A 22,321-nucleotide genomic window follows, 5' to 3' on the forward strand; every position below is an offset into this window, starting at 1 on the left:
CCGGAGGGACTGACGGAAGGGCACGGCCGCCCGCGGCCGTGCCCTTCCGCGTCCTGGGGCAGGCCGGACGGGTCGGCCGACGTGAAGTTTTCCTTCGGTTAAGCCGTTAGGTATTGAAACTTCTGTTCACCGTCGGGTTGACTGGCGGTCATGCGCACCCGCAGTCGATCCGTTCATCTCGCCGGCGTCCTGCTGCTGACGCCGCTGCTCACCCTGACGGGCCCCGTGCCGGCCGCGGCCGGCCCACCCCCTGCCCCGGCCGGCGGGACGGCCGCCGAGGACGCCCCCCGCGCCTCGTCCGCCCCCGCCGACGCGGTCGCCCTCGCCGGTGACCCGGCTGCGGCCAGCGCCGCCACCCGCGCAGCCTCCGGCGTCGAACCGGCCGGTGGCCTGGAGACCGCGAAGACCGTCCGGCCGGTCGCCCCCGGCCTCGACCTGACCTCCTTCGACCGCTACGACGCCAACGGCTGGCTACGCGCCGACGCGTTGACCGCCGACCTCACCGGCGGGGTCACCGTGGACTACGTCAACTCCGGCGAGGTGGCGAAGGCCGAGCCGCTGCGCGGCGCGGTGGACCGGTCCCGGGCCGTCGCCGCCGTCAACGGCGACTTCTTCGACATCAACAACTCCGGGGCGGCCCAGGGGATCGGGGTACGGGCCGGGGAACTGGTCCAGTCGCCCGTCGCCGGGCACAACAACGCCGTCGCGATCAGCGCCGACGGCCTCGGCCGGGTGATCCAGGTGAACTTCGACGGCACCGCCACCCTGCCCGCCGGCCCGGTGTCGCTGACCCAGTTCAACAACATGGTGCAGGCGAACGGGGTCGGCCTGTTCACCCCGCTCTGGGGCGCGTACCCCCGGGAACGTGCGGTGGAGGGCGCGCAGCGCGTCGCCGAGGTGACCGTGGTCGACGGTCGCGTCGCAACGGTGACCACGGCGGCCGGCGCCGGCCCGATCCCCGCCGGCACCACCGTGCTGCTCGGGCGGGACGCCGGCGCGGACGCCCTCGCCGGCCTGCGGCCGGGCGACCCGGTGGGCGTGGCGTACCAGCCGAAGGCATCCGACGGCGGCACCCTGCGCGCGGCGGTCGGCGGCAGCAACGTGCTGGTCCGCGACGGAGCGGTGCAGAGCATCGCCGACGCCTCACTGGCGCCGCGCACCGCGGTCGGCTTCACCGCCGACGGCAAGCGCATGATCATGCTCACCGTGGACGGCCGGCAGGTGGACAGCCGGGGCGTCACCCAGACCGAGATGGGCCGGATGATGGCCGAGCTGGGCGCGTGGACCGCGCTCAACCTCGACGGCGGCGGCTCCTCGACCCTGCTGGCCCGCCGCCCCGGCGAGGCGGCCGTCGAGGTGGCGAACAGCCCGTCCGACGGCGCCGAGCGCGCCGTGCCCAACGGCCTGGCCATCTACGCGCCGAAGGGCAGTGGCCGGCTCACCGGCTACTGGCTGCGCACCACCAGCGACCCCGCCGCCGCGCCGGGCGTCGCCCCGGTCCGGGGCGGCCGGCCCGACCGGGTCTTCCCCGGCCTGACCCGTAAGCTCACCGCCGCCGGCCACGACGAGACGTACGGCCCGGCGGCCGGCGCCCCGGCCTGGCGGGCGAATCCCGCGGTCCACGGGATGGTCGACCGCGGCGGCGTCTTCCGGGCCCTCCTGCCCGGCCGCAGCACCGTCACCGCGTGGCGGGGCGGGGCCAGCGGGACGCTCGACCTCACCGTGCTCGGCCCGTTGGCCCGGATCGACGCCACGACCGACCGGGTCGGGCTGAACCGGGCCGGCGACGCCGCCCTGTTCGGCGTCGTCGGCTACGACGCCGAGGGCAACACCGCCCCGATCGAGCCCGCCGACCTGCGGCTCGACTACGACCGGAGCCTGCTCGACGTCACCCCCACCGAGGACGGCAACCTCTCGGTGAAGTCGCTCACCGACAGCGGCTCCGCCCTGGTCACCGTGCGTGTCGGGGCTCGGACCACCGTGCTGCCGGTCACCGTCGGCCTTACCGACGTCCCGGTGGCCACCTTCGACGACGCGGCGTCCTGGAAGTTCAGCCAGGCCCGGGCCAGCGGCTCCGTCGCCCCGGCGCCGGGCCACACCGGCACCGGCCTGAAGATGTCGTACGACTTCAGCCAGTCCACCGGCACCCGCGCCGCGTACGCCGACCCGCCGGCCTGGATCGAGGTGCCCGGCCAGCCGCAGGCGTTCGGTATGTGGATCAACGGCAGCGGCAAGGGGGAGTGGCCCAGCCTGCACCTGCACGACGCCCAGGACACCCAGCACGTGCTGCGTGGCCCGCTGATCACCTGGACCGGCTGGCGGTACGTCGAGCTCGCCGTCCCGGCCGGGGTGCAGTACCCGGTGCGGGTGCGCCGGTTCTACGTCGCGGAGACCAACGCCGCAGCCCAGTACACCAGCGAGATCGTCATCGACGACCTGGTGGCGAAGGTTCCCCCGACGGTCGACGCGCCGGCCGAGGAGCCGCGCACCGACCGGGTGGTGCTGCGCGACGGCACCGTCGACGGGGCGCCCTGGCGCTTCGCGGTCATGTCCGACGCCCAGTTCGTCGCCGCCGCCCCGGACAGCGACCTGGTCGCCCAGGCCCGCCGCACGCTGCGCGAGATCCGGGCCGCCAAGCCGGACTTCCTGGTGATCAACGGGGACTTCGTGGACACCGCGTACCCGGCGGACTTCGCCCTGGCGAGGCGGATCCTCGACGAGGAGTTGGGCGGCGAGCTGCCCTACTACTACGTCCCCGGCAACCACGAGATCATGGGCGCCCCGATCGGCAACTTCACCGCCGCGTTCGGGGCCACCTCGCGGGTCTTCGACCACGCCGGCACCCGGTTCGTCACGCTGAACACGTCCGCCGGGTCGCTGCGTGGCAGCGGCTTCGACCAGGTCGAGCTGCTGCGCGACACCCTCGACCGGGCCGCCGCCGACCGGAGCATCGGCTCGGTGGCCGTGCTGTTCCACCACCCGCCGCGCGACCCGAGCCCGGCCAAGGCCAGCCAGCTCGGCGACCGCAAGGAGGCGGCGCTGGTCGAGCAGTGGCTCGCCGACTTCCAGCACCGCACCGGCAAGGGCGCGCTCGTCGTCAACGGCCACGTCGGCGCGTTCCACGCCGACCGGGTCGACGGGGTGCCGTACGTGATCAACGGCAACTCGGGCAAGAATCCGTCCACCCCGGCGCAGCTCGGCGGCTTCACCGGCTGGACGGAGTTCGGCGTCGACCCGGTCACCCCGGCCGAGGCCGAGCGGGCCCGCCGCAACCCGCTCGCCGAGGGCCCCCGCTGGGTGGACGCCGAGTTGCACGCCCACGTCGACCAACTCGCCCTGACCGCGCCGGAGACGGTGGCGGTCGGCACCCCGGCCCGGGTGACCGCGACGCTGACCCAGCCGGGCGGGCGGGTCGTGCCGGTGGCCGCCCCGGTCAGCGCGGACTGGTCCGCCTCGCCGAGCGTCCTCGTCGGACCCGTCATCGGGCTGCGGCCCTGGCACGTGGCCCGGTTCGACCCGGCGACCGGTGTGCTGACGGCGCTGCGTCCGGGCGCGACGGTCCAGCTCGCGGTGACGGTCAACGGCGTCCGTGCCGAGGCCACCGTCACCCTCACCCGGGCGGCCGCCGCAGCCGCCCGGACCCCCGCCGCCTGAGAGGTGGGGAAGGGCCCCGGTCGGCGCGGAACGCGGCGACCGGGGCCCTTCCCGTGCCACCCGGCTTCGAGCTGCTCCTGGGGGCGAATCGGACATAAGCCCGCGATGCGCCCGCCGTCCCCGGCCGCCGCACGCTCCCCGGCTGCCGGGAGGCGTTCCCCTCCACCGAGGGGGCCGGCTCGCACCGGAATGCGGGGCGGTGGGGCGGGAATGCGGGAGGGGACCGGCACGTTGACGAAGCCGGACCTGCTGTGCGGCCCGCCTGACGGGTCGGCCCACGCCCATGGCACACTGGTCAATCGGCCACCGGTTCCGGTTCACGCCCGAGCCCGGCGCGCACCACGCGTCGGCGCCGCACGGGCGACCCGGCGACCACCCACGAAAGGACCGAGGCGACATGAAGTCAAACATCCACCCGGAGTACACGACCACCGAGGTCAGCTGCTCCTGCGGTAGCACCTTCACGACCCGCAGCACCGCCAAGGGCGGTTCCATCCACGTCGAGACCTGCAGCGCCTGCCACCCGTTCTACACCGGTAAGCAGCGCGTTCTCGACACGGCCGGCCGGGTCGCCAAGTTCCAGCAGAAGTACGCCAAGGTTCAGGCCAAGAAGGCCAAGTAGCTCCACATTCGGCGCCCGCGTCCGGCTTCCTGCCGGGCGCGGGCGCTGTCCGTATTGCCCCCCGTCCGGTCCACCATCCCCGGCCGGTCCTCGTCGTCGAAGGAGCACCCCGAGCATGAGCAGCGAGCGGCTGGCCGCCCTCCTCGACGAGTACGCCGAGCTGGAGAAGCGCCTCGCGGACCCGGCCATCCACGCCGACCAGGGCACCGCCCGCCGGGTCGGCCGCCGGTACGCCGAACTGGTGCCGCTGAACAAGGCGGCCGGCGAACTGGAGCAGGCCCGCGCCGACCTGGTCGCGGCGAGGGAACTGGCCGCCGAGGAGCCGTCCTTCGCGGCCGAGGCGGAGTCGATCGCCGCCGGACTGCCGGCGCTGGAGCAACGCCTCGCCGAGTTGCTGATCCCGCGCGACCCGCACGACGCCAAGGATGTGATCGTCGAGATCAAGGCCGGCGAGGGCGGCGAGGAGTCCGCCCTGTTCGCCGGCGACCTGCTGCGGATGTACACCCGGTACGCCGAGCGGCACGGGTGGCTCACCGAGGTGATCGACGCGCAGGACTCCGACCTGGGCGGGGTGAAGGACGTCTCGCTGGCGATCAAGACCAAGGGTGTCCCGGAGGGCGGCAACGGGGTCTGGTCCCGGCTCAAGTGGGAGGGCGGGGTGCACCGGGTGCAGCGCGTCCCGGTCACCGAGTCGCAGGGACGCATCCACACCAGTGCCGCCGGGGTTCTGGTGCTGCCCGAGGCGGAGGACGTGGACGTCACCATCGACCCGAACGACCTCCGGATCGACGTGTTCCGCTCGTCCGGGCCCGGCGGGCAGTCGGTGAACACCACCGACTCGGCGGTGCGGATCACCCACCTGCCGACCGGGATCGTGGTCTCCTGCCAGAACGAGAAGTCCCAGCTCCAGAACCGGGAGCAGGCGATGCGCATCATGCGGGCCCGGCTGCTGGCCGCCGCCCAGGAGCAGGCCGACGCCGCCGCCTCGGACGCCCGCAAGGCGCAGGTGCGCACGGTGGACCGCTCGGAGCGGATCCGCACGTACAACTACCCGCAGAACCGGATCACCGACCACCGGATCGGCTACACGGCGTACAACCTCGACCTGGCCCTCGCCGGTGAGCTGGACGGCGTGCTGGACGCCCTCGCCGAGGCCGACCGCGCCGCCCGACTGGCCGGCGACACCGAGCTGACCCGCCGCTGACCGGCCCCTGAGCCGCCCCCGGGGTCAGGAGGCGCGAGAGCGGACCTTGGCGGCGAGCATCTCCCGGTCGGCGGTCTCGAACGCCGTGCCGAGCGCGTCGCGCAGGCCCGCGCCGGAGCCGCTCACCTCGGCGAAGCCGATGCTGACCCCGACCGGGGTGCCGGGCACCAGCGACTCCCAGTCCTCCGTGCCCACCGCCGCCTTGATCCGGCGGGCCACCTCGGCCGCCTCGGACATCCCGGCGCCCGACAGCACCACCACGAACTCGTCGCCGCCGTAGCGGGCCACGAAGTCACCCCGGCGCATCACCCGGTTGATCACCCCGGCGACGCGCTGGAGGACCAGGTCGCCGGAGTGGTGGCCGTGCCGGGTGTTGACCGCCTTGAAGTTGTCCAGGTCGCAGACGCCGATCACCACCCGCTCGCCGCGGGCCACCACCGTCGCGATGTAGCGCTCCAGCCGGCGGCGGTTGGGCAGCCCGGTCAGCGGGTCGGTGAGCGCCTCGCCCTCGTACCGGGCCGCCTCGCGGCGCATCTCCTCGTGGTCGATCCGGGCGGCGATGCCGTCGATGTAGACGTCCCGCAGCCGGTCGCTGCGCTGGGCGGCGAGCCGGAACGCGTGCCGGTCGGCCCGGTGCGCCGCCGGGTGGTCGCCGGCCCGCCCGTACGCGATGCTGCGCAGCCGTGCCGCCTCGGCGGCGCCGAGGGTCTCGTGGGAGACCCGGGCCGTGTCCAGCCGGGTGACCGCCTCGATCGGGTTGCCGGTGGCGATGGCCAGGCACACCTGGCCGAGCTGGCGCATGTCCCGGGCCCGCGCGCTGTCCCCGCCGTGCGCGAGCAGCCGCGCCGGGTCCGCGTCGGTGCCGGTCTCCACCCGGTCGCCCAGCGCCGCCCGCCGGGCGGCGGCGTAGCCGTACGCGGCGAGGCTGCTCGGCCGCAGCTGGCCGGCCCGCTCGCCGCGCAGGAACCGGCTCAGGTCGGAGGCGACGTCCCGGAGCACCCGTAGGCAGCCGTCACTGTCGCCGTTGTGGTCGAGGGCCACCGCGTTGCGCAGCCGGATCCCGGGGGCGGCGAAGGTCTCCTCGGGGATGCCGGCGGCGACCCCGAGCTGGCGGGCGCGCTCGATCGCGCCGAGGGCGTACCCGTGGAAGCTGAGGTACGAGTAGGCCATCGCCAGGTCGTGCCAGCCCCACGCGGTCTCCTGGTCCGGGTCGTCCACCGCGCCGAGCGCCCGCGCGGCCTTGACCAGGTGGGTGACGCACCGGTCGAGCGCCCCCTGGTGGTGGGCGGCGAGCGCGGCCAGTGCGTTGAGGTGCCCGTGCAGGTACGGCTCGGCGAGGTCCCGCACGGCGGCGGACGCCTCCTCGATGGCCCGGGTGAACTCGGCGGTGCGACCGAGATTGATCAACGCGGAGAGGCGCTGGACCAGCGCGTCCGCCCGGACGTATGGGTCGGCGGTGCTGTGGATCACCCCGTCGAGCAGGAGGCACGCCTCGGCGGAGCGGTCCACCTCCTGCAGGGTGCGGGCCCGCGTGAGGGCGTCAACCTGGTCGTTGACCCGGTCGAGCCAGCCCACCCGCGACCTCCCTGTCGGTGTGCGCCGACGCACCAGCTCGTGGCGCGCTCCGGCGACGCTTCATGATTATGTCGTGACCTCCCTTCCGCAACACCCGTCCGAAGGGTCAGAACGGCTTCGGCCCTCGGTGGCGGTTGCCCGCGCCGCGCGGACCCTCGCCGCGGCCGGCGTCGAGGCGTCCCGCGCCGAGGCCGAGCTGCTCGCCGCGCACGTGCTGGGCGTACCCCGGGGGCGGCTGGCGCTGGCCGACGGCCTCACCGCCGGCCAGCTCGACCGGTACGACGCCCTGGTCGCCCGCCGGGCGACCAGGGAGCCGTTGCAGCACCTCACCGGCAGCGCCGGCTTCCGGCACCTGGAGCTGGCGGTCGGGCCGGGCGTCTTCGTGCCCCGGCCGGAGACGGAGCTGCTCGCCGGCTGGGGCGTCGACCGGGCCCGGCCGCGGCCCGGGGCGGGCGAGACGGCCGGGGCGGGCGACGGGCCGCTGGTGGTCGACCTGTGCAGCGGGTCGGGCGCGATCGCCCTCGCGGTCGCTCAGGAGGCGCCCGCCGCCCGGGTGGTGGCGGTGGAACGGTCGCCGGCCGCGCTGGCCTGGCTGCGCCGCAACGCCGCCGACCGGGCCGCCGCCGGGGACCGGCCGATCGAGGTGGTGGCCGCCGACGTCACCGACCCGGAGCTGCTGGCCGGGCTGACCGGGCGGGTGGACGTGCTGCTGTGCAACCCGCCGTACGTGCCGCGCGCGGTGCTCGTTCCGCCCGAGGTGGCGGCGCACGACCCGGACGAGGCGGTCTTCGGCGGGGCGGACGGGCTGGACGTGATCCGGCCGGTGCTCGCCCGGGCCGCCGAGCTGCTGCGCCCCGGCGGGGTGCTCGGAGTAGAGCACGACGACACGCACGGCGCGGTGCTGCCGGCGCTGCTCGCCGCCGACGGCCGGTACGAGGCGGTCGAGGAGCACCGGGACCTGGCCGGACGGCCCCGGTTCGCCACCGCCCGCCGCCGCCGGGAGTCCGTGCCCGTGGCACCTGGTCACGCCGAGGACACCGACGGGCCCCGGGCGTGGCAGACTGGCTCCTCGTGATGCTCTACGACTGCCGGTCGCCCGCCGACCGGGACCGCGGCATCGCCGCTGCCATCGAGGCTGTCAAGAACGGCGAGCTGGTCGTCCTGCCGACGGACACGGTCTACGGGATCGGCGCCGACGCCTTCACGCCGTATGCCGTCAAGGCCCTCTCGGACGCGAAGGGCGGCACCCGGCAGACGTCGTCGGTGCTGATCGGCTCCCGGCACACCCTCGACGGGCTGGTCTTCACGCTGCCCCGGGCGGCCCGCGACCTGGTCGAGGCGTTCTGGCCGGGCGCGCTGACCATCGTGGTGGAGCACTCGCCGAGCCTGTCGTGGGACCTGGGCGACGGCGGCACGGTCGCCGTGCGGATGCCGCTGCACCCGGTGGCCCTGGAGGTGCTGCGGGAGACCGGCCCGATGGCGGTGGCGTCGGCCAACAAGCTCGGTCAGCCGACGACGGTCACCGCCGAGGAGGCCCGTGAGCAGCTCGGCTACGCCGTCCGGGCATATCTGGAGGCCGGGCCCTGCCCGGACCCGGTGCCGAGCACCATCGTCGACCTCACCGGCGAGGTGCCCCGGGTGCTGCGCGCCGGGGCGATCCCGTTCGAGAAGCTGCGGGACGTCGTGCCCGACATCGTTGAGAGCCGGGTGGGCTGAGTGCCGCCGTTCACCGTCCTGCACGTCTGCATGGGCAACATCTGCCGCTCGCCGATGGCGGAGCGGCTGCTGGCGCTGGCCGTCCGCGAGCGGCTGACCCGGCGCGGCGTCGACCCGACCGGCGCGGACGGGCTGCTGCACAGCCACAGCGCCGGCACCGGCGGCTGGCACGCGGGGGAGGAGATGAACCCGCCGGCCGCCCGGCAGGTGCTCTCCCGGGGCGGCGACGTGGACGGCTTCGCCGCCCGCAAGCTGCGCTCCGACCAGATCGACGCCGCCGACCTGGTCCTCACCGCCACCGCCGACCAGCAGGAGTACGTGGTGGCGCTGCGCCCCGACGCCGCCGCCCGCACCTTCGTGCTCGGCGAGTTCGGCCGGCTGCTGGCGGCGGTGGACGCCGCCGCGCTGCCGGCCGCCGAGTCCGTCCCCGACGCGGTGTACGCGCGCGGGGTGGCCCTGGTCGCCGCCGCGCACACAGCCCGGCAGGGCACGTCCCCGCTGCGCACCGACGACCTCGACGACCCGTGGGGGCGGGGCGACCAGTGCTTCAGCCGGGTGGCCGACGAGATCGAGGAGACCGTCCACCCGCTGGCCGTCGCCCTGCTGCCCTGACGCCCGCCCCGCCTACCGCCGCCCGCCCGCCGTCCGACCTGGCCGGGCCGGTCGTCCCGCGCGTCAAGTCGGTCGTCCCGCGCGTCCCGCGGCGCGTCGCGTGCTTTTCTCGCGAAACTTGTCCCCCTTTGGGGAAAACCGGGGGTGCCTGATGGCTTCCGGGTCATTCTGAACGGGTTCGCACGCTGGCTCCTGCGGGGAGAGCTGATGATCCGGGTCCGCCGTCTCGACAAGCTGATGACCATCGTGATCGCCGGGGTGCTCGCCGGGCTGGCACTGGCCGTGGCGGCCCTGCCGGCCGCCCTGGTCTTCGGGTTCGGCGTACGGGGGCTCACCGAGCCCTGGTCCGAGCTGCCCGAGTCGCTGCGCACGCCGCCGACGGCCCAGCGTTCCAACCTCTACGCCAACGACGGCACCACCCTGATCACCTCGTTCTACACCGAGGACCGGGCGGACGTGCCGCTGAGCGAGGTGGCGCCGGTGATGCGCCAGGCCATCGTCGCCGCCGAGGACGTCCGCTTCCACCAGCACCGGGGCGTCGACGCGCGGGGCGTGGTCCGGGCGTTCACCGCCAACCAGCGCGACGGCACCCGGCAGGGCGCTTCCACGCTGACCATGCAGTACGTGCGCAACGTGCTGGCCAGCGACCCGGCGCTCACCGAGGAGGAGCGGGCCAAGGCCACCGAGATCACCGTCGCCCGCAAGCTCAAGGAGATGCGGTACGCCCTGGCGCTGGAACAAGAGCTGAGCAAGGAGCAGATCCTCGCCGGCTACCTCAACATCGCCTACTTCGGCGCCGGGGCGTACGGGGTGGGCGCCGCCAGCAAGCGGTACTTCTCGAAGCCGCCGGCGAAGCTCACCCTGGCCGAGGCGGCCCTGCTCGCCGGGCTGGTCCGCTCGCCGAACACCGACGACCCGATCAACGGTGACGCCGACGCGGCGCTGCTGCGCCGGGCGTACGTGCTGGACCGGCTGGTCGAGACCGGCCAGGTCGCGCCCGACGTGGCCGCGGCGGCGCAGGCCGAGCCGCTGACGCTGAAGACCAGCACGACGCCGAACGACTGCGCGGCCGTCCCGAAGGGGCACGAGGACTGGGGATTCTTCTGCGACTGGTTCACCCGTTGGTGGAGCGAGCAGCCGGCCTTCGGCGCCACGGTCGACGAGCGGCAGCGCACCCTGCGCCGGGGCGGCTTCCGGATCGTCGCCTCGTTCGACCCGGCCGTGCAGCGGACCGCCACCGAGCAGGTGCGGAAGGTGTACGACGTCGCCGACCGCCGAGCCGCGCCGACCGCGGTGGTGCAGCCGGGCACCGGGCAGGTCCTCGCCCTGGCGGTGAACCGGAACTACGGCGTGGCCGAGAACCCGCCGGGCTGGAAGAACCGCCCGAACACGGTCAACCAGCTCGTCGCCGGGGGCGGGGCGATCACCGGCTACCAGGCCGGCTCGACGTTCAAGATCTTCACCGTGCTCGCCGCGCTGGAGGCCGGCCTGCCGCTGGACACCGGGTTCGACTCCCCGTCCCGCATCGTAACCCGGTTCCCGGTCTCCGGCGGCTCCGCCGAATGCGACGGCCGGTGGTGCCCGGTCAACGCCGACCCCGTCGGAATGAACGGCCACCGCACCATGTGGGACGCCTTCGGCCGCTCGGTGAACACCTACTTCGCCTGGCTGACCGAGCGGGTGGGCGCGGACCGGGTGGTGGAGATGGCCGAGCGGCTCGGCATCCGGTTCCGCGCCGAGTCCGACGCCCGGATGGCCCGGTACGGCGCGCGGGAGTGGGGGCCGTTCACCCTGGGGGTCACCGCCACCACCCCGCTCGACCTGGCCGGTGCGTACGCCGCGCTGGCCGCGGAGGGCAGGTGGTGCGCGCCCACGCCGGTGCTGTCGATCACCGACGGCGGTGGCCGGGCAGCCGCCGCCGGTCGCCCGGACTGCCGGCAGGTGCTCGACGTCGACGTGGCCCGGGGCGCGGCGGACGCCGCCCGCTGCCCGGTCGGAGACCAGTCGATGTACGGCCGCTGCGCCGGCGGCACCGCCGCCGACCTGCGCTCCCGGCTCGGCCGGCCGGTGGCGGGCAAGACCGGCAGCTCGGACGGGAACGGGACGGAGACCGTCGTGGCCTTCACCCCGCAGCTCGCCGTCGCCTCGATCGCGGCGAACCCCGACGACCCGCGCGACGCGGTCGGCAAGGCGGTCCAGGCCCGCCTGGTCGATGTCGTCGGCAGGGTCCTGTACGACACCCTCCGGGACGAGCCGGTCCGCGACTTCGTGCCGCCCGGCGAGTCGGTCGCCTTCCGCGTCACGGGCGCCCGCACCGGCGACTGACCTCAGGGTCGACGTGGGTTGACGTGGGTCAGTCAGGGGCGGGGCGTTCGGCGTTGCGGGCGATGTTGCGGGCCATGCCGCCGAAGACGATCGCGTGGAACGGGAAGACCGAGCCCCAGTAGGCGTGACCGGCCAGGCCGTGCGGGAGGAAGACCGCGCGCTGGACGTAGCGGCTCGCGCCGGCCTCGCCGGGCTCGACGCGCATCTCCAGCCAGGCCCGGCCGGGCAGCCGCATCTCGGCGCGCAGCCGCAGCAACTGGCCCGGGACGATCTCCTCGACCCGCCAGAAGTCCAGCGCCTCACCGACCTGGAGGCGGTGCGGGTCGCGCCTGCCCCGGCGCAGTCCCACCCCACCGATCAGCCGGTCCAGCCACCCGCGCACCGACCAGGCCAGCGGGAACGAGTACCAGCCGTGCTCCCCACCGACCCCCTCGATCACCCGCCACAGCGCGTCCGCCGGGGCGGCCACGGCCCGCTCCCGCTCGTCGGTGTAGACGGTGCCGCCGGACCACGCCGGGTCGCTGGGCAGCGGCTCGGCCGGGGCGTCCGGCCCGCTCGCGGTGGACCAGCGGGTCTCCACCTCGGCGTCGCGGACCTTCGCCAGCGCCAGCGCGACGGCCTCGTCGAAGCGGGTCAGCCCGCCCGGCGGGTCGGGGACGTACCGGGCGATGTCGTGCTCGTGGGCGACCGCCTCCTGCACCAGGCTCTCCACCAGCGGCCGGGCGATGGCGTTCGGCACCGGGGTGATCAGCCCGACCCAGTGCGAGGAGAGCGCCGGGGTCAGCGGTCTCACCGGGACGATGATCCGCCGGGGCAGCCCGGCCACCCGGGCGTAGCGCCGCATCATGTCCTGGAAGGTGAGCACGTCCGGGCCGCCGATGTCGAAGGACCGGTTCACCTCCGGCGGCAGCGCGACGCAGCCCGTCAGGTAGCGCAGCACGTCCCGGACGGCGATCGGCTGGATCCGGTTGCGCACCCAGCGCGGGGTGACCATCACGGGCAGCCGCTCGGTGAGGTGGCGCAGCATCTCGAACGAGGCCGAGCCGGACCCGATGATCACCGCTGCCCGGAGCACGGCCGTCGGCACACCGCTGGCCAGCAGGATCCGCGCCACCTCCGCCCGGGACCGCAGGTGCGGCGACGAGACCTCGCCGGCGGCGTCCGGCTCCGGCCCACCGAGGTAGACGATCCGGCGTACGCCCGCGGCGCGGGCCGCGGCGGCGAAGTTGGCCGCGGCCTCCCGGTCGGCCGCCTCGAAGCCGGCCTGACCGAGTGAGTGCACCAGGTAGTACGCGACGTCCACGCCCGCGAACGCGGCCGGCAGGGTCTCCGGTACGCGCAGGTCGCCCTCGGCGATCTCGGCCCGCGACGCCCACGGCACGTCGCGCAGCCGGGCGGCCTTGCGGGCCAGGCAGCGCACCTGGTGCCCGTCCGCCAGCAGCCTGGGCGCGAGCCGCCCACCGATGTACCCGGTCGCACCCGTGACGAGGCATCTCACAGCCACCAGTGTGCGGCCCATAGACTTCCTCGTTGTGAAGAACGCGACGAGCACCTTCTGGGGGCCGGACTTCGAGCAGCTCGGCGCCACCGATCCGGAGATCGCCCGCGCGGTGCGTACCGACCCCGGCGCCCCCGGCGGTGCGGACACCCTCGCCGGGATCGCCGGCGGGGCCGCCGAGCTGGTCGCCGCCTTCCCGGCGTACCACGGTGGCTGAGCGCGGGGTGGACGCGGCGCACGCGGCCGACGACCGCGGTTGGCGGCTGCGCCACCTGCCGCTGCTGCTGGTCGCCTCCGCCGTGGTGGCGGCCCTCGGCGCGGTGGCCGGCGGCGTCCTCGGCGGCGCCGACGCGGCGCTCGGCGTGGCCGCCGGGGTGGCCGTCACGGTGGTCAGCTACACCCTCACCACGGTGGTGCTGGCCTGGGCGGACGCGCGGAACCCGCAGCTCGTGCTGCCGCTCGGCCTCGGCCTCTACGCCGCCAAGTTCACCCTCCTGGGTGGCGTGATGGTGGCGGTCGCGTCGACCGGGTGGGCCGGGCTGCTCCCGCTCTGCCTCGGTATCGCCGTCGGCGTGGTGGTCTGGACCGGCGCGCACATCTGGTGGATCAGCACGGTCCACACGCGCCGGAGCAGGGCCTGACGCCGCCGGCGTCCCACTGCTCGACACGACGCGCGAATGTGTCCGATGCCGGTCATTCTCTGGGTGGCGGAAGGGGAGTAGCGTGCCCCCAGACGAACTGCCCGCCCGAGGCCCACACAACGACAGTTGTGCGGGGGGTGAGGCACAGCCTCGTTTTCCCGACTGATATCGTTCGCCCCGTCATGGCTGGTGACCAAACCCCCCAACCCACCGGCGGCCCGGACGACATTCCGACCGGCGCCGGCCAGGGTTGGACCGCGCTCTCGTACCTCATCGGGGGCATGCTCGTCTGGGGCTTCATCGGCTGGCTGGTCGACCAGTGGCTCGACACCGGCGGCATCGCCACCGGGATCGGCGTCGTGCTCGGCATGGCCGGGGGGATCATCCTGGTCATCCGCCGGCTCGGCACGCCTACTTAGGAAGGGACGCGGTGTTCGGACAGGCGAACGTCCTGGCACAGGGCGAGGCAGCATTCCCACCCAGCGTGGACGATTTCTACCTGCCCAGCATCCTCCCCTGGGGTGCGCACGACTCGTACTGGTTCACCAAGATCACGGCCATGGTCTGGGTCGCCGTCGGCATCCTGATCATCTTCTTCCTGGTCACGTACCGGAAGCCGCAGCTCGTGCCGACGAAGAAGCAGTGGTTCGCCGAGTCGATCTACGGCTTCGTGCGGAACAACATCGCCGTCGACATGATCGGGCACGCGGGGGTGCGGTTCGCACCGTACTTCACGTCGCTCTTCTGCTTCGTCCTGCTGACGAACTTCTTCGCGATCCTGCCGTTCTTCCAGATCTCGCCGAACTCGCACATCGCGTTCCCGGCCGTCCTGGCCCTGATCAGCTACGTGATGTTCAACTACATCGGCATCCGCAAGCACGGCTTCGCGAAGTACTTCAAGAACTCCCTGATCCCGCCGGCGCCCTGGTACATCCTGCCGCTGCTGATCCCGATCGAGCTCTTCTCGACCTTCCTGGTCCGGCCGTTCTCGCTGGCCGTCCGTCTCTTCGCGAACATGTTCGCCGGCCACATGCTCCTGCTGGTCTTCACGCTCGGCGGCTTCGCGATGCTGAGCGCCAACGCCTGGCTGGCCCCGGTCTCGGTGCTGTCCTGGGTGATGACCATCGCGCTCACCTTCCTCGAGTTCCTGGTGATCTGCCTCCAGGCCTACGTCTTCACGGTGCTCAGCGCCAGCTACGTACAGGGCGCGCTCGCCGACGAGCACTGATCCACCTCGCACCAACCAGTTGTCGTCCCGCGTGACCGTCACGCGTGATAACCAGGAGGAACCCACTAATGGACATCTACGCCGCGGTAGAGGGCAGCACCGCCGCCATCGGCTACGGTCTCGCGGCCATCGGCCCGGGTATCGGTGTCGGCCTGGTCTTCGCCGCCTACATCCAGTCGACGGCCCGTCAGCCGGAGTCGTCCAAGATGACCCTGCCGTACGTCTGGATCGGCTTCGCCGTCATCGAGGCGCTCGCGCTGCTGGGCATCGCGTTCGGCTTCATCTGGCAGGGCACGCTCTCCTAATCCCGCCCCCCTTCGACCGGGAGGTCTTTCATGTTCTTCCTCGCTGCTGAGGGTGGTGAGCCGCACAACCCGATCATCCCGATCTGGCAGGAGATCGTGGTTGGGTCCGTCGCCTTCGCCGTGCTCTGCTTCGTGCTGATGAAGTTCGTCTTCCCCCGCATGGAGCAGACGTTCCAGGCCCGGGTGGACGCGATCGAGGGCGGCATCAAGCGCGCCGAGGCCGCCCAGGCCGAGGCCAACCAGCTCCTCGAGCAGTACCGCGCGCAGCTCGCCGAGGCGCGCAACGACGCCGCCCGGATCCGGGACGACGCCCGGGCCGACGCCGAGGGCATCCGTCAGGACGTCCTCGCCAAGGCGCGGGAGGAGTCCGACCGGATCATCGCGGCCGGCAAGGAGCAGCTCGCCGCCGAGCGGGCCACCATCGTGCGTGAGCTGCGCACGGAGGTCGGCACGATCGCGGTCGACCTGGCCAGCAAGATCGTCGGCGAGTCGTTGGCCGACGAGGCCCGCCGCAAGGGCACCGTCGACCGGTTCCTCAGCGGGCTCGAGAGCACGGGGGCCCGCTGATGCAGGCCGCCAGCCGGGAGTCGTACCGGGCCGCGACCGAGCGCCTGGCGGCGTACGCGCGGGGTGCGGAGCCGTCGGCGGTGGCCGCCACCGCCGACGACCTGCTCTCCGTCGCCGGCCTGCTGCGGCGCGAGCCGCGGCTGCGCCGGGCGCTGTCCGACCCGGCCCGGCCGGGCGCGGACCGCGCCGGGCTGCTCGGCGACATGCTCCGGGGGAAGGTCGGCGCGGGCGCGCTCGACCTGCTCACCGGGCTGGCGTCCGGCCGGTGGTCGGCGCCGTCGGAGCTGCTCGACGGCACCGAGCGACTGGGTGTGGAGGCGCTGCTGGCCAGCGCCGACGCGTCCGGCGAGCTGGGCGAGGTCGAGGACGAGCTGTTCCGCTTCGGTCAGGTGGTCGCCGGCCAGCCCGCGCTCTCCGGCGCGCTGTCCGACCCGGTCGCCCCGGTCGAGCGGCGGGCCGCGCTGGCCCGCGAGCTGCTGGCCGGCAAGGCCAGCCCGATCACCGTCCGCCTCGTCGAGGTGGCGCTGGGCGGGTTCGGCGGGCGGTCCTTCACCGGTTCGGTCACCCGGCTGGTCGAGCTCACCGCCGACCGGCGGGACCGGCAGGTTGCGTACGTGACCGTGGCGGCCCCGTTGAGTGACGAGGACGAGCGCCGGCTCGGTGCCCGCCTCTCCGCGATGTACGGTCGAGAGGTTTCCGTCAAGCAGACGGTGGACCCCACGATCCTCGGTGGCGTCAGCGTCCGGGTCGGCTCCGACCTGTACGACGGCACCGTCCTGCGCCGCCTCAACGAGACCCGCAACGCGCTCGCCAAGCGCTGACCGGCGCCCGCTGCCACACCCCCGCGAAGCGCCCGGATTGACAGACGCCATTCGGACCGGTCGGTACTAGGTATCCCGGGCCCCTGAAATTTAAGGAAGCAGAGGATGGCCGAGCTGACCATCTCGACGGAGGAGATCCGCGGCGCCCTGGAGCGCTACGTCTCCTCCTATTCGCCCGACGTCTCCCGCGAGGAGGTCGGCACCGTCGCCGACACCGGCGACGGCATCGCCCACGTCGAGGGCCTGCCCTCGACCATGACCAACGAGCTCCTGGAGTTCGAGGACGGCACGCTCGGCGTGGCCCTGAACCTCGACGTCCGGGAGATCGGTGTCGTCGTTCTCGGTGACTCCGCGAAGCTCGAAGAGGGCCAGCGCGTCAAGCGCACCGGTCGGGTGCTCTCCGTGCCGGTCGGCGACGCCTTCCTCGGCCGTGTGGTCAACGCGCTCGGCCAGCCGATCGACGGCCTCGGCGACATCGCCAACGAGGGCTTCCGCGAGCTGGAGCTCCAGGCCCCGAACGTGATGGCCCGGCAGTCCGTGGACGAGCCGATGCAGACCGGTATCAAGGCGATCGACGCCATGACCCCGATCGGCCGGGGCCAGCGGCAGCTGATCATCGGTGACCGGAAGACCGGCAAGACCACGGTCGCGCTGGACACCATCCTCAACCAGCGGGACAACTGGCGCTCCGGCGACCCGAAGAAGCAGGTCCGCTGCATCTACGTCGCCATCGGCCAGAAGGCCTCCACGGTCGCCTCGATCAAGGGCATCCTGGAGGAGGCGGGCGCGCTGGAGTACACCACCATCGTCGCCTCCCCGGCGTCCGACCCGGCCGGCTTCAAGTACCTGGCCCCGTACACCGGCTCGTCCATCGGGCAGCACTGGATGTACGGCGGCAAGCACGTCCTGATCGTCTTCGACGACCTGAGCAAGCAGGCCGAGGCGTACCGGGCCGTGTCGCTGCTGCTGCGCCGCCCGCCGGGCCGCGAGGCGTACCCGGGTGACGTCTTCTACCTGCACTCCCGGCTGCTGGAGCGCTGCGCGAAGCTCTCCGACGCGCTGGGCGGCGGCTCGATGACCGGCCTGCCGATCATCGAGACGAAGGCCAACGACATCTCGGCCTTCATCCCGACCAACGTCATCTCCATCACCGACGGCCAGATCTTCCTGGAGACGGACCTGTTCAACCAGGGCGTCCGGCCGGCCATCAACGTCGGCACCTCGGTCTCCCGGGTCGGTGGCGCCGCGCAGGTGAAGCCGATGAGGAAGGTCGCCGGCTCGCTCCGGCTCAACCTGGCCCAGTACCGCGAGCTGGAGGCGTTCGCCGCCTTCGCCTCCGACCTGGACAAGACCTCCCGGGCCCAGTTGGACCGCGGTTCCCGCCTGGTCGAGCTGCTCAAGCAGCCGAACTACTCGCCGTATCCGGTGCAGGAGCAGGTTGTCACCGTCTGGGCCGGCGTCGAGGGCAAGCTCGACGACATCCCGGTCGGCGAGGTCCGCCGCTTCGAGTCGGAGTTCCTCCAGTACCTGCGGCACAAGCACGAGGGCACCCTCGCGGCGATCGCCGACAACACGTGGGACGACGAGGTGATCTCCACCCTCGACCAGGCCATCGCGAGCTTCAAGCAGACGTTCCTGGGCAAGGAGGACGAGCCCCGGATCAACGAGGCCCCGGCCGCCCCGCTGGAGGGCGAGCAGAGCCGCGAGACGGTGACCCGCTACCACGGCAACGCCGAGAAGCAGTAGGGCTGACTCATGGCGGCCCAGGTACGCGTTCTTCGTCAACGGATTCGCTCGGCGAAGGGGATGAAGAAGATCACCAAGGCGATGGAGCTCGTGGCGACGAGCCGGATCGCCAAGGCCCAGGCCCGGGTGCAGGCGTCCCTGCCGTACGCCCAGGCCATCACCGGCGTGCTCACCGCGCTGGCGTCCAACGCCCGGATCGACCACCCGCTGCTCACCCCGCGCGAGCGGGTGCGGCGGGCGGGCGTCCTGCTGGTAACCAGCGACCGGGGCCTGGCCGGCGGTTACAGCTCCAGCGCGATCAAGACGGCACAGTCGCTGATCGCCCGCCTGCGCGCCGAGGGCAAGGAGCCCGTGCTCTACGTCATCGGCCGCAAGGGCGTCGCGTTCTACCGGTTCCGGGACTGGCCGATCGCGGCGAACTGGACGGGCTTCTCGGAGCAGCCGACGTTCGCCGACGCCCGCGAGGTGGGTGAGACGCTGATCAAGGCGTTCACCGCCGGCGCGGACGACGTGGACGGCGACGCCGGGGCTGACGGGGTGCTGGGGGTCGACGAGCTGCACATCGTCTACACCGAGTTCCACTCCCTGATGACCCAGACGCCGGTGGCGAAGATCATCGGCCCGATGCAGGTCGAGGACCGGCCACGGTCGGAGGGCCTGCTCCCGGCGTACGAGTTCGAGCCGGAGGCGGAGTCGCTGCTCGACGCGCTGCTGCCGAAGTACATCAACACGCGGATCTACGCGGCGTTGCTGGAGTCGGCGGCGAGCGAGTCGGCGGCCCGGCGGCGGGCGATGAAGAGCGCCACCGACAACGCCGAAGACATGATCGAGAAGTACACGCGTGAGATGAACTCGGCCCGCCAGGCCGGGATCACCCAGGAGATCAGCGAGATCGTCGGCGGCGCGAACGCGCTCGCCGCGTCGGGAAGTGAAGTGTGATGACTGTATCCGCAGTTGCTGGTGGACCAGCTGAGACCAAGACGGCCACGGGTCGCGTGGTCCGGGTCATCGGCCCGGTCGTCGACGCCGAGTTCCCGCGCGACGGCATGCCGGCCCTGTTCAACGCCCTGCACGTCAACGTGACGCTGTCCGGCGGCGAGAAGACGCTGACCCTGGAGGTCGCCCAGCACCTGGGTGACAACCTGATCCGCGCGATCTCGATGCAGCCGACCGACGGCCTGGTCCGCGGCACCGAGGTGCGCGACACCGGCTCGCCGATCACCGTTCCGGTGGGCGACGCGGTCAAGGGCCACGTGTTCAACGCGATCGGCGAGTGCCTCAACCTCACCGAGGGCGAGACGCTCCAGCCGGACGACCACTGGGGCATCCACCGCAAGGCCCCGGCCTTCGCGGACCTGGAGCCGAAGACCGAGATGCTGGAGACCGGCATCAAGGTCATCGACCTGCTCGCCCCGTACGTCAAGGGCGGCAAGATCGGCCTGTTCGGCGGCGCGGGCGTGGGCAAGACGGTGCTGATCCAGGAGATGATCACCCGGGTGGCCCGGAACTTCGGTGGTACGTCGGTGTTCGCCGGCGTGGGTGAGCGCACCCGTGAGGGCAACGACCTCATCGCCGAGATGACCGAGTCCGGCGTCATCGACAAGACCGCCCTGGTCTACGGCCAGATGGACGAGCCGCCGGGCACCCGGCTCCGGGTCGCCCTCTCCGCGCTGACCATGGCGGAGTACTTCCGCGACGTGAAGAAGCAGGAGGTGCTGCTCTTCATCGACAACATCTTCCGCTTCACCCAGGCTGGTTCCGAGGTGTCCACCCTGCTCGGCCGCATGCCGAGCGCCGTGGGTTACCAGCCGACCCTGGCCGACGAGATGGGCGAGCTCCAGGAGCGGATCACCTCCGTCCGGGGCCAGGCCATCACCTCGTTGCAGGCGATCTACGTGCCGGCGGACGACTACACCGACCCCGCCCCGGCCACCACGTTCGCCCACCTCGACGCGACCACCAACCTGGAGCGGTCGATCTCCGACAAGGGCATCTACCCGGCCGTGGACCCGCTGGCGTCCTCGTCCCGGATCCTCGCCCCGGAGTTCGTCGGCGCCGAGCACTTCGCGGTGGCCACCGAGGTGAAGCGGATCCTGCAGAAGTACAAGGACCTGCAGGACATCATCGCCATCCTCGGCATCGAGGAGCTCTCCGAGGAAGACAAGATCACCGTGCAGCGCGCCCGGCGGATCGAGCGCTTCCTGTCGCAGAACACCTACGCCGCCGAGCAGTTCACCGGCGTCGCGGGCTCGACGGTCCCGATCGCCGAGACCATCGAGGCGTTCAAGAAGATCAGCGAGGGGGCGTACGACCACTTCCCCGAGCAGGCATTCTTCATGTGCGGCGGTCTGCAGGATCTGGAGCAGAAGGCCGCGGAGCTGATGAAGTAGACGATCGTCACACCATCGAGGACCGCCCCGGTAGCCAACGGGGCGGTCCTCGCTCATCTACAGGCCCTATGATCTCCGCTGTCCGGTTGCCGAGCCGGTGGTTTCGACGTGGGCGGGGTACCGTCGATCCGCGCCGTCCCCCGGCGAGTGACAAATACTGCAACCTTTCGGCTGCGTGCGCCCGTCTCCTCTTCGTGGGCGTGACGAACGGAGATGCTCGTGGGTAAGGCCGGCAAGAGCGGCGGGAAGAAGCCGTCGGTGTGGTCTGGCGTGCCGAAGTGGGCGCGGATGTGCACGGTGTTCGGCGCCGTGCTCATGCTGCTCAGCGGCGCGGTGCTGGTGGGCTACGAGGCGCTGGTGTCCCGGTACGAGGGCGCGGTCGGCAAGGGCGACCTGTTCGGCGACCAGGCCGCGGGCGCCCAGGAGCGCAAGAGCGACATCAAGGGCCCGCTCAACATCCTGCTGGTGGGCATCGACCCGCGCGATCCGGAGACCCCGCCGCTGGCGGACTCGGTCATGGTGCTGCACGTGTCGACCGAGCTGGACCGGGCGTACCTCTTCTCGCTGCCCCGCGACCTGCGGGTCGAGATCCCGAAGTTCAGCAAGGCGGAGTTCCACGGCGGCACCGACAAGCTCAACGCCGCGATGTCGTACGGCAGCCGGGTGCCGGGGCAGAACCCCGACGCCGCCCGCGGCTTCGAGTTGCTGGCCAAGACCGTGCAGCAGGTGACCGGGATCGAGCGCTTCGACGGCGGCGCGATCATCAACTTCACCGGCTTCCAGAAGATCGTCGACGCGATGGGCGGCGTCGACATGTACATCGAGCGCGAGGTGCGCTCCGAGCACCGCGAGCCGAGCGGGGTGCACCGCAAGGGCAATCCCTACGGCGAGGGCTACGTCGGCCCCCAGGCGGTCTACAAGAAGGGCAACCAGCACCTCAACGGCTGGCAGGCGCTGGACTACGTCCGGCAGCGGTACCCGAAGAACGGCGTTCCGGACGCCGACTACGGCCGGCAGCGGCACCAGCAGCAGTTCATCAAGGCGATGGTCAACCAGGCGTTCAGCGCCGACGTGGTGACCAACCCGATCAAGCTGGACAAGGTGATCCGGGCGGCCGGGCAGTCGCTGATCTTCAACGGCCGGGGCAGCAGCGTGATCGACTTCGCGATTGCCCTCAAGTCCACGCGCGCCGACAACGTCGAGCTGATCAAGCTGCCGGGGGAGAACATCGGCACCGGGTCGGCGTACCGGGGGGAGCGGCTGCTGCCCGAGGCCGAGGACTTCTTCACCGCCCTGAAGAAGGAACAACTGGACGCGTTCCTGCTGGAGCATCCGGACTTCCGCAACAAGACGAAGTAGCGCCCGGTGGCGCGGTCCGGGTGCGGGTGGCGCAGCTTACGCCACCCGCGTTCGGCGT

General features: G+C 72.7%; 20 protein-coding genes. 18 read left to right on the plus strand and 2 right to left on the minus strand.

The window, feature by feature from the left end; genetic code table 11:
* Positions 1–150: 150 nt before the first annotated feature.
* The 3 genes from ACH4T9_RS09165 to prfA all read left to right on the plus strand — a co-directional run bounded on the left by ACH4T9_RS09165 (position 151) and on the right by prfA (position 5,480).
* Positions 151–3,654, plus strand: coding sequence for a phosphodiester glycosidase family protein (locus tag ACH4T9_RS09165; RefSeq protein ID WP_396670080.1), 3,504 nt, complete (start codon positions 151–153; stop codon positions 3,652–3,654).
* A 397-nt stretch (positions 3,655–4,051) separates the two neighbouring features.
* Positions 4,052–4,276: a 50S ribosomal protein L31 gene (gene rpmE / locus ACH4T9_RS09170; RefSeq protein ID WP_117665559.1), complete on the plus strand. Its 225-nt coding sequence runs from the start codon at positions 4,052–4,054 to the stop codon at positions 4,274–4,276.
* Positions 4,277–4,391: 115 nt separating this feature from the next.
* Positions 4,392–5,480, plus strand: coding sequence for a peptide chain release factor 1 (gene prfA / locus ACH4T9_RS09175; protein WP_396670079.1), 1,089 nt, complete (start codon positions 4,392–4,394; stop codon positions 5,478–5,480).
* A gap of 24 nt (positions 5,481–5,504) precedes the next feature.
* Here prfA and ACH4T9_RS09180 read toward each other — a convergent pair whose 3' ends face one another.
* A complete protein-coding gene (locus ACH4T9_RS09180) occupies positions 5,505–7,055 on the minus strand; it encodes a GGDEF domain-containing protein (protein ID WP_396670078.1) in 1,551 nt (516 codons plus the stop codon).
* A 73-nt stretch (positions 7,056–7,128) separates the two neighbouring features.
* Here ACH4T9_RS09180 and prmC point away from each other — a divergent pair, with 73 nt between their 5' ends.
* The 4 genes from prmC (at position 7,129) to ACH4T9_RS09200 (ending at position 11,708) form a co-directional block, all read left to right on the plus strand.
* Positions 7,129–8,130 (plus strand): peptide chain release factor N(5)-glutamine methyltransferase, encoded by a 1,002-nt coding sequence (gene prmC, locus ACH4T9_RS09185; protein ID WP_396670077.1) that lies wholly within the window; start codon positions 7,129–7,131, stop codon positions 8,128–8,130.
* Positions 8,109–8,771 (plus strand): L-threonylcarbamoyladenylate synthase, encoded by a 663-nt coding sequence (locus ACH4T9_RS09190; RefSeq protein ID WP_396670076.1) that lies wholly within the window; start codon positions 8,109–8,111, stop codon positions 8,769–8,771. The genes prmC and ACH4T9_RS09190 overlap by 22 nt, the downstream gene beginning before the upstream one ends.
* The gene (locus ACH4T9_RS09195; protein WP_396670075.1) at positions 8,772–9,383 is read left to right on the plus strand and encodes a phosphotyrosine protein phosphatase; all 612 of its coding nucleotides are present in this window, start codon (positions 8,772–8,774) and stop codon (positions 9,381–9,383) included.
* 207 nt (positions 9,384–9,590) lie between these two features.
* Positions 9,591–11,708 carry a transglycosylase domain-containing protein gene (locus tag ACH4T9_RS09200; protein ID WP_396670074.1) on the plus strand — a complete coding sequence of 706 codons (2,118 nt, stop codon included), beginning with the start codon at positions 9,591–9,593 and terminating at the stop codon, positions 11,706–11,708.
* A 28-nt stretch (positions 11,709–11,736) separates the two neighbouring features.
* Here the strand turns inward: ACH4T9_RS09200 and ACH4T9_RS09205 are convergent, their stop codons facing one another.
* A complete protein-coding gene (locus ACH4T9_RS09205) occupies positions 11,737–13,206 on the minus strand; it encodes an SDR family oxidoreductase (protein ID WP_396670073.1) in 1,470 nt (489 codons plus the stop codon).
* Between the two features lie 34 nt (positions 13,207–13,240).
* Here ACH4T9_RS09205 and ACH4T9_RS09210 point away from each other — a divergent pair, with 34 nt between their 5' ends.
* From ACH4T9_RS09210 to ACH4T9_RS09260, 11 genes are all read left to right on the plus strand, one after another.
* Positions 13,241–13,423 carry a hypothetical protein gene (locus ACH4T9_RS09210; protein ID WP_396670072.1) on the plus strand — a complete coding sequence of 61 codons (183 nt, stop codon included), beginning with the start codon at positions 13,241–13,243 and terminating at the stop codon, positions 13,421–13,423.
* Positions 13,416–13,847 (plus strand): hypothetical protein, encoded by a 432-nt coding sequence (locus ACH4T9_RS09215; RefSeq protein WP_396670071.1) that lies wholly within the window; start codon positions 13,416–13,418, stop codon positions 13,845–13,847. The genes ACH4T9_RS09210 and ACH4T9_RS09215 overlap by 8 nt, the downstream gene beginning before the upstream one ends.
* 182 nt (positions 13,848–14,029) lie before the next feature.
* A complete protein-coding gene (locus ACH4T9_RS09220; protein WP_161685176.1) occupies positions 14,030–14,266 on the plus strand; it encodes an AtpZ/AtpI family protein in 237 nt (78 codons plus the stop codon).
* Between the two features lie 11 nt (positions 14,267–14,277).
* Positions 14,278–15,075, plus strand: a complete 798-nt coding sequence (gene atpB, locus ACH4T9_RS09225) for a F0F1 ATP synthase subunit A (protein WP_396670070.1) — start codon at positions 14,278–14,280, stop codon at positions 15,073–15,075.
* A 68-nt stretch (positions 15,076–15,143) separates the two neighbouring features.
* The gene (locus tag ACH4T9_RS09230; RefSeq protein ID WP_117665579.1) at positions 15,144–15,380 is read left to right on the plus strand and encodes an ATP synthase F0 subunit C; all 237 of its coding nucleotides are present in this window, start codon (positions 15,144–15,146) and stop codon (positions 15,378–15,380) included.
* Between the two features lie 30 nt (positions 15,381–15,410).
* The gene (locus ACH4T9_RS09235) at positions 15,411–15,947 is read left to right on the plus strand and encodes a F0F1 ATP synthase subunit B (RefSeq protein ID WP_396670069.1); all 537 of its coding nucleotides are present in this window, start codon (positions 15,411–15,413) and stop codon (positions 15,945–15,947) included.
* On the plus strand, positions 15,947–16,768 hold the full coding sequence (locus ACH4T9_RS09240; protein ID WP_396670068.1) for a F0F1 ATP synthase subunit delta: 822 nt from the start codon (positions 15,947–15,949) through the stop codon (positions 16,766–16,768). The genes ACH4T9_RS09235 and ACH4T9_RS09240 overlap by 1 nt, the downstream gene beginning before the upstream one ends.
* Before the next feature lie 105 nt (positions 16,769–16,873).
* A complete protein-coding gene (atpA, locus tag ACH4T9_RS09245; protein WP_396670067.1) occupies positions 16,874–18,514 on the plus strand; it encodes a F0F1 ATP synthase subunit alpha in 1,641 nt (546 codons plus the stop codon).
* Between the two features lie 9 nt (positions 18,515–18,523).
* Entirely contained in the window at positions 18,524–19,453 is a 930-nt protein-coding gene (locus tag ACH4T9_RS09250) for a F0F1 ATP synthase subunit gamma (RefSeq protein ID WP_396670066.1), read from the plus strand.
* Positions 19,453–20,904: a F0F1 ATP synthase subunit beta gene (atpD, locus tag ACH4T9_RS09255; RefSeq protein WP_396670065.1), complete on the plus strand. Its 1,452-nt coding sequence runs from the start codon at positions 19,453–19,455 to the stop codon at positions 20,902–20,904. Before ACH4T9_RS09250 ends, atpD begins: the two co-directional genes overlap by 1 nt.
* Before the next feature lie 213 nt (positions 20,905–21,117).
* Complete coding sequence (locus ACH4T9_RS09260; RefSeq protein ID WP_396670064.1) at positions 21,118–22,263, plus strand: LCP family protein; 1,146 nt, start codon at positions 21,118–21,120, stop codon at positions 22,261–22,263.
* Positions 22,264–22,321: the final 58 nt, after the last annotated feature.

Source organism: Micromonospora sp. NPDC020750 (assembly GCF_044334565.1).
In the GTDB taxonomy this organism is placed as follows: domain Bacteria; phylum Actinomycetota; class Actinomycetes; order Mycobacteriales; family Micromonosporaceae; genus Micromonospora.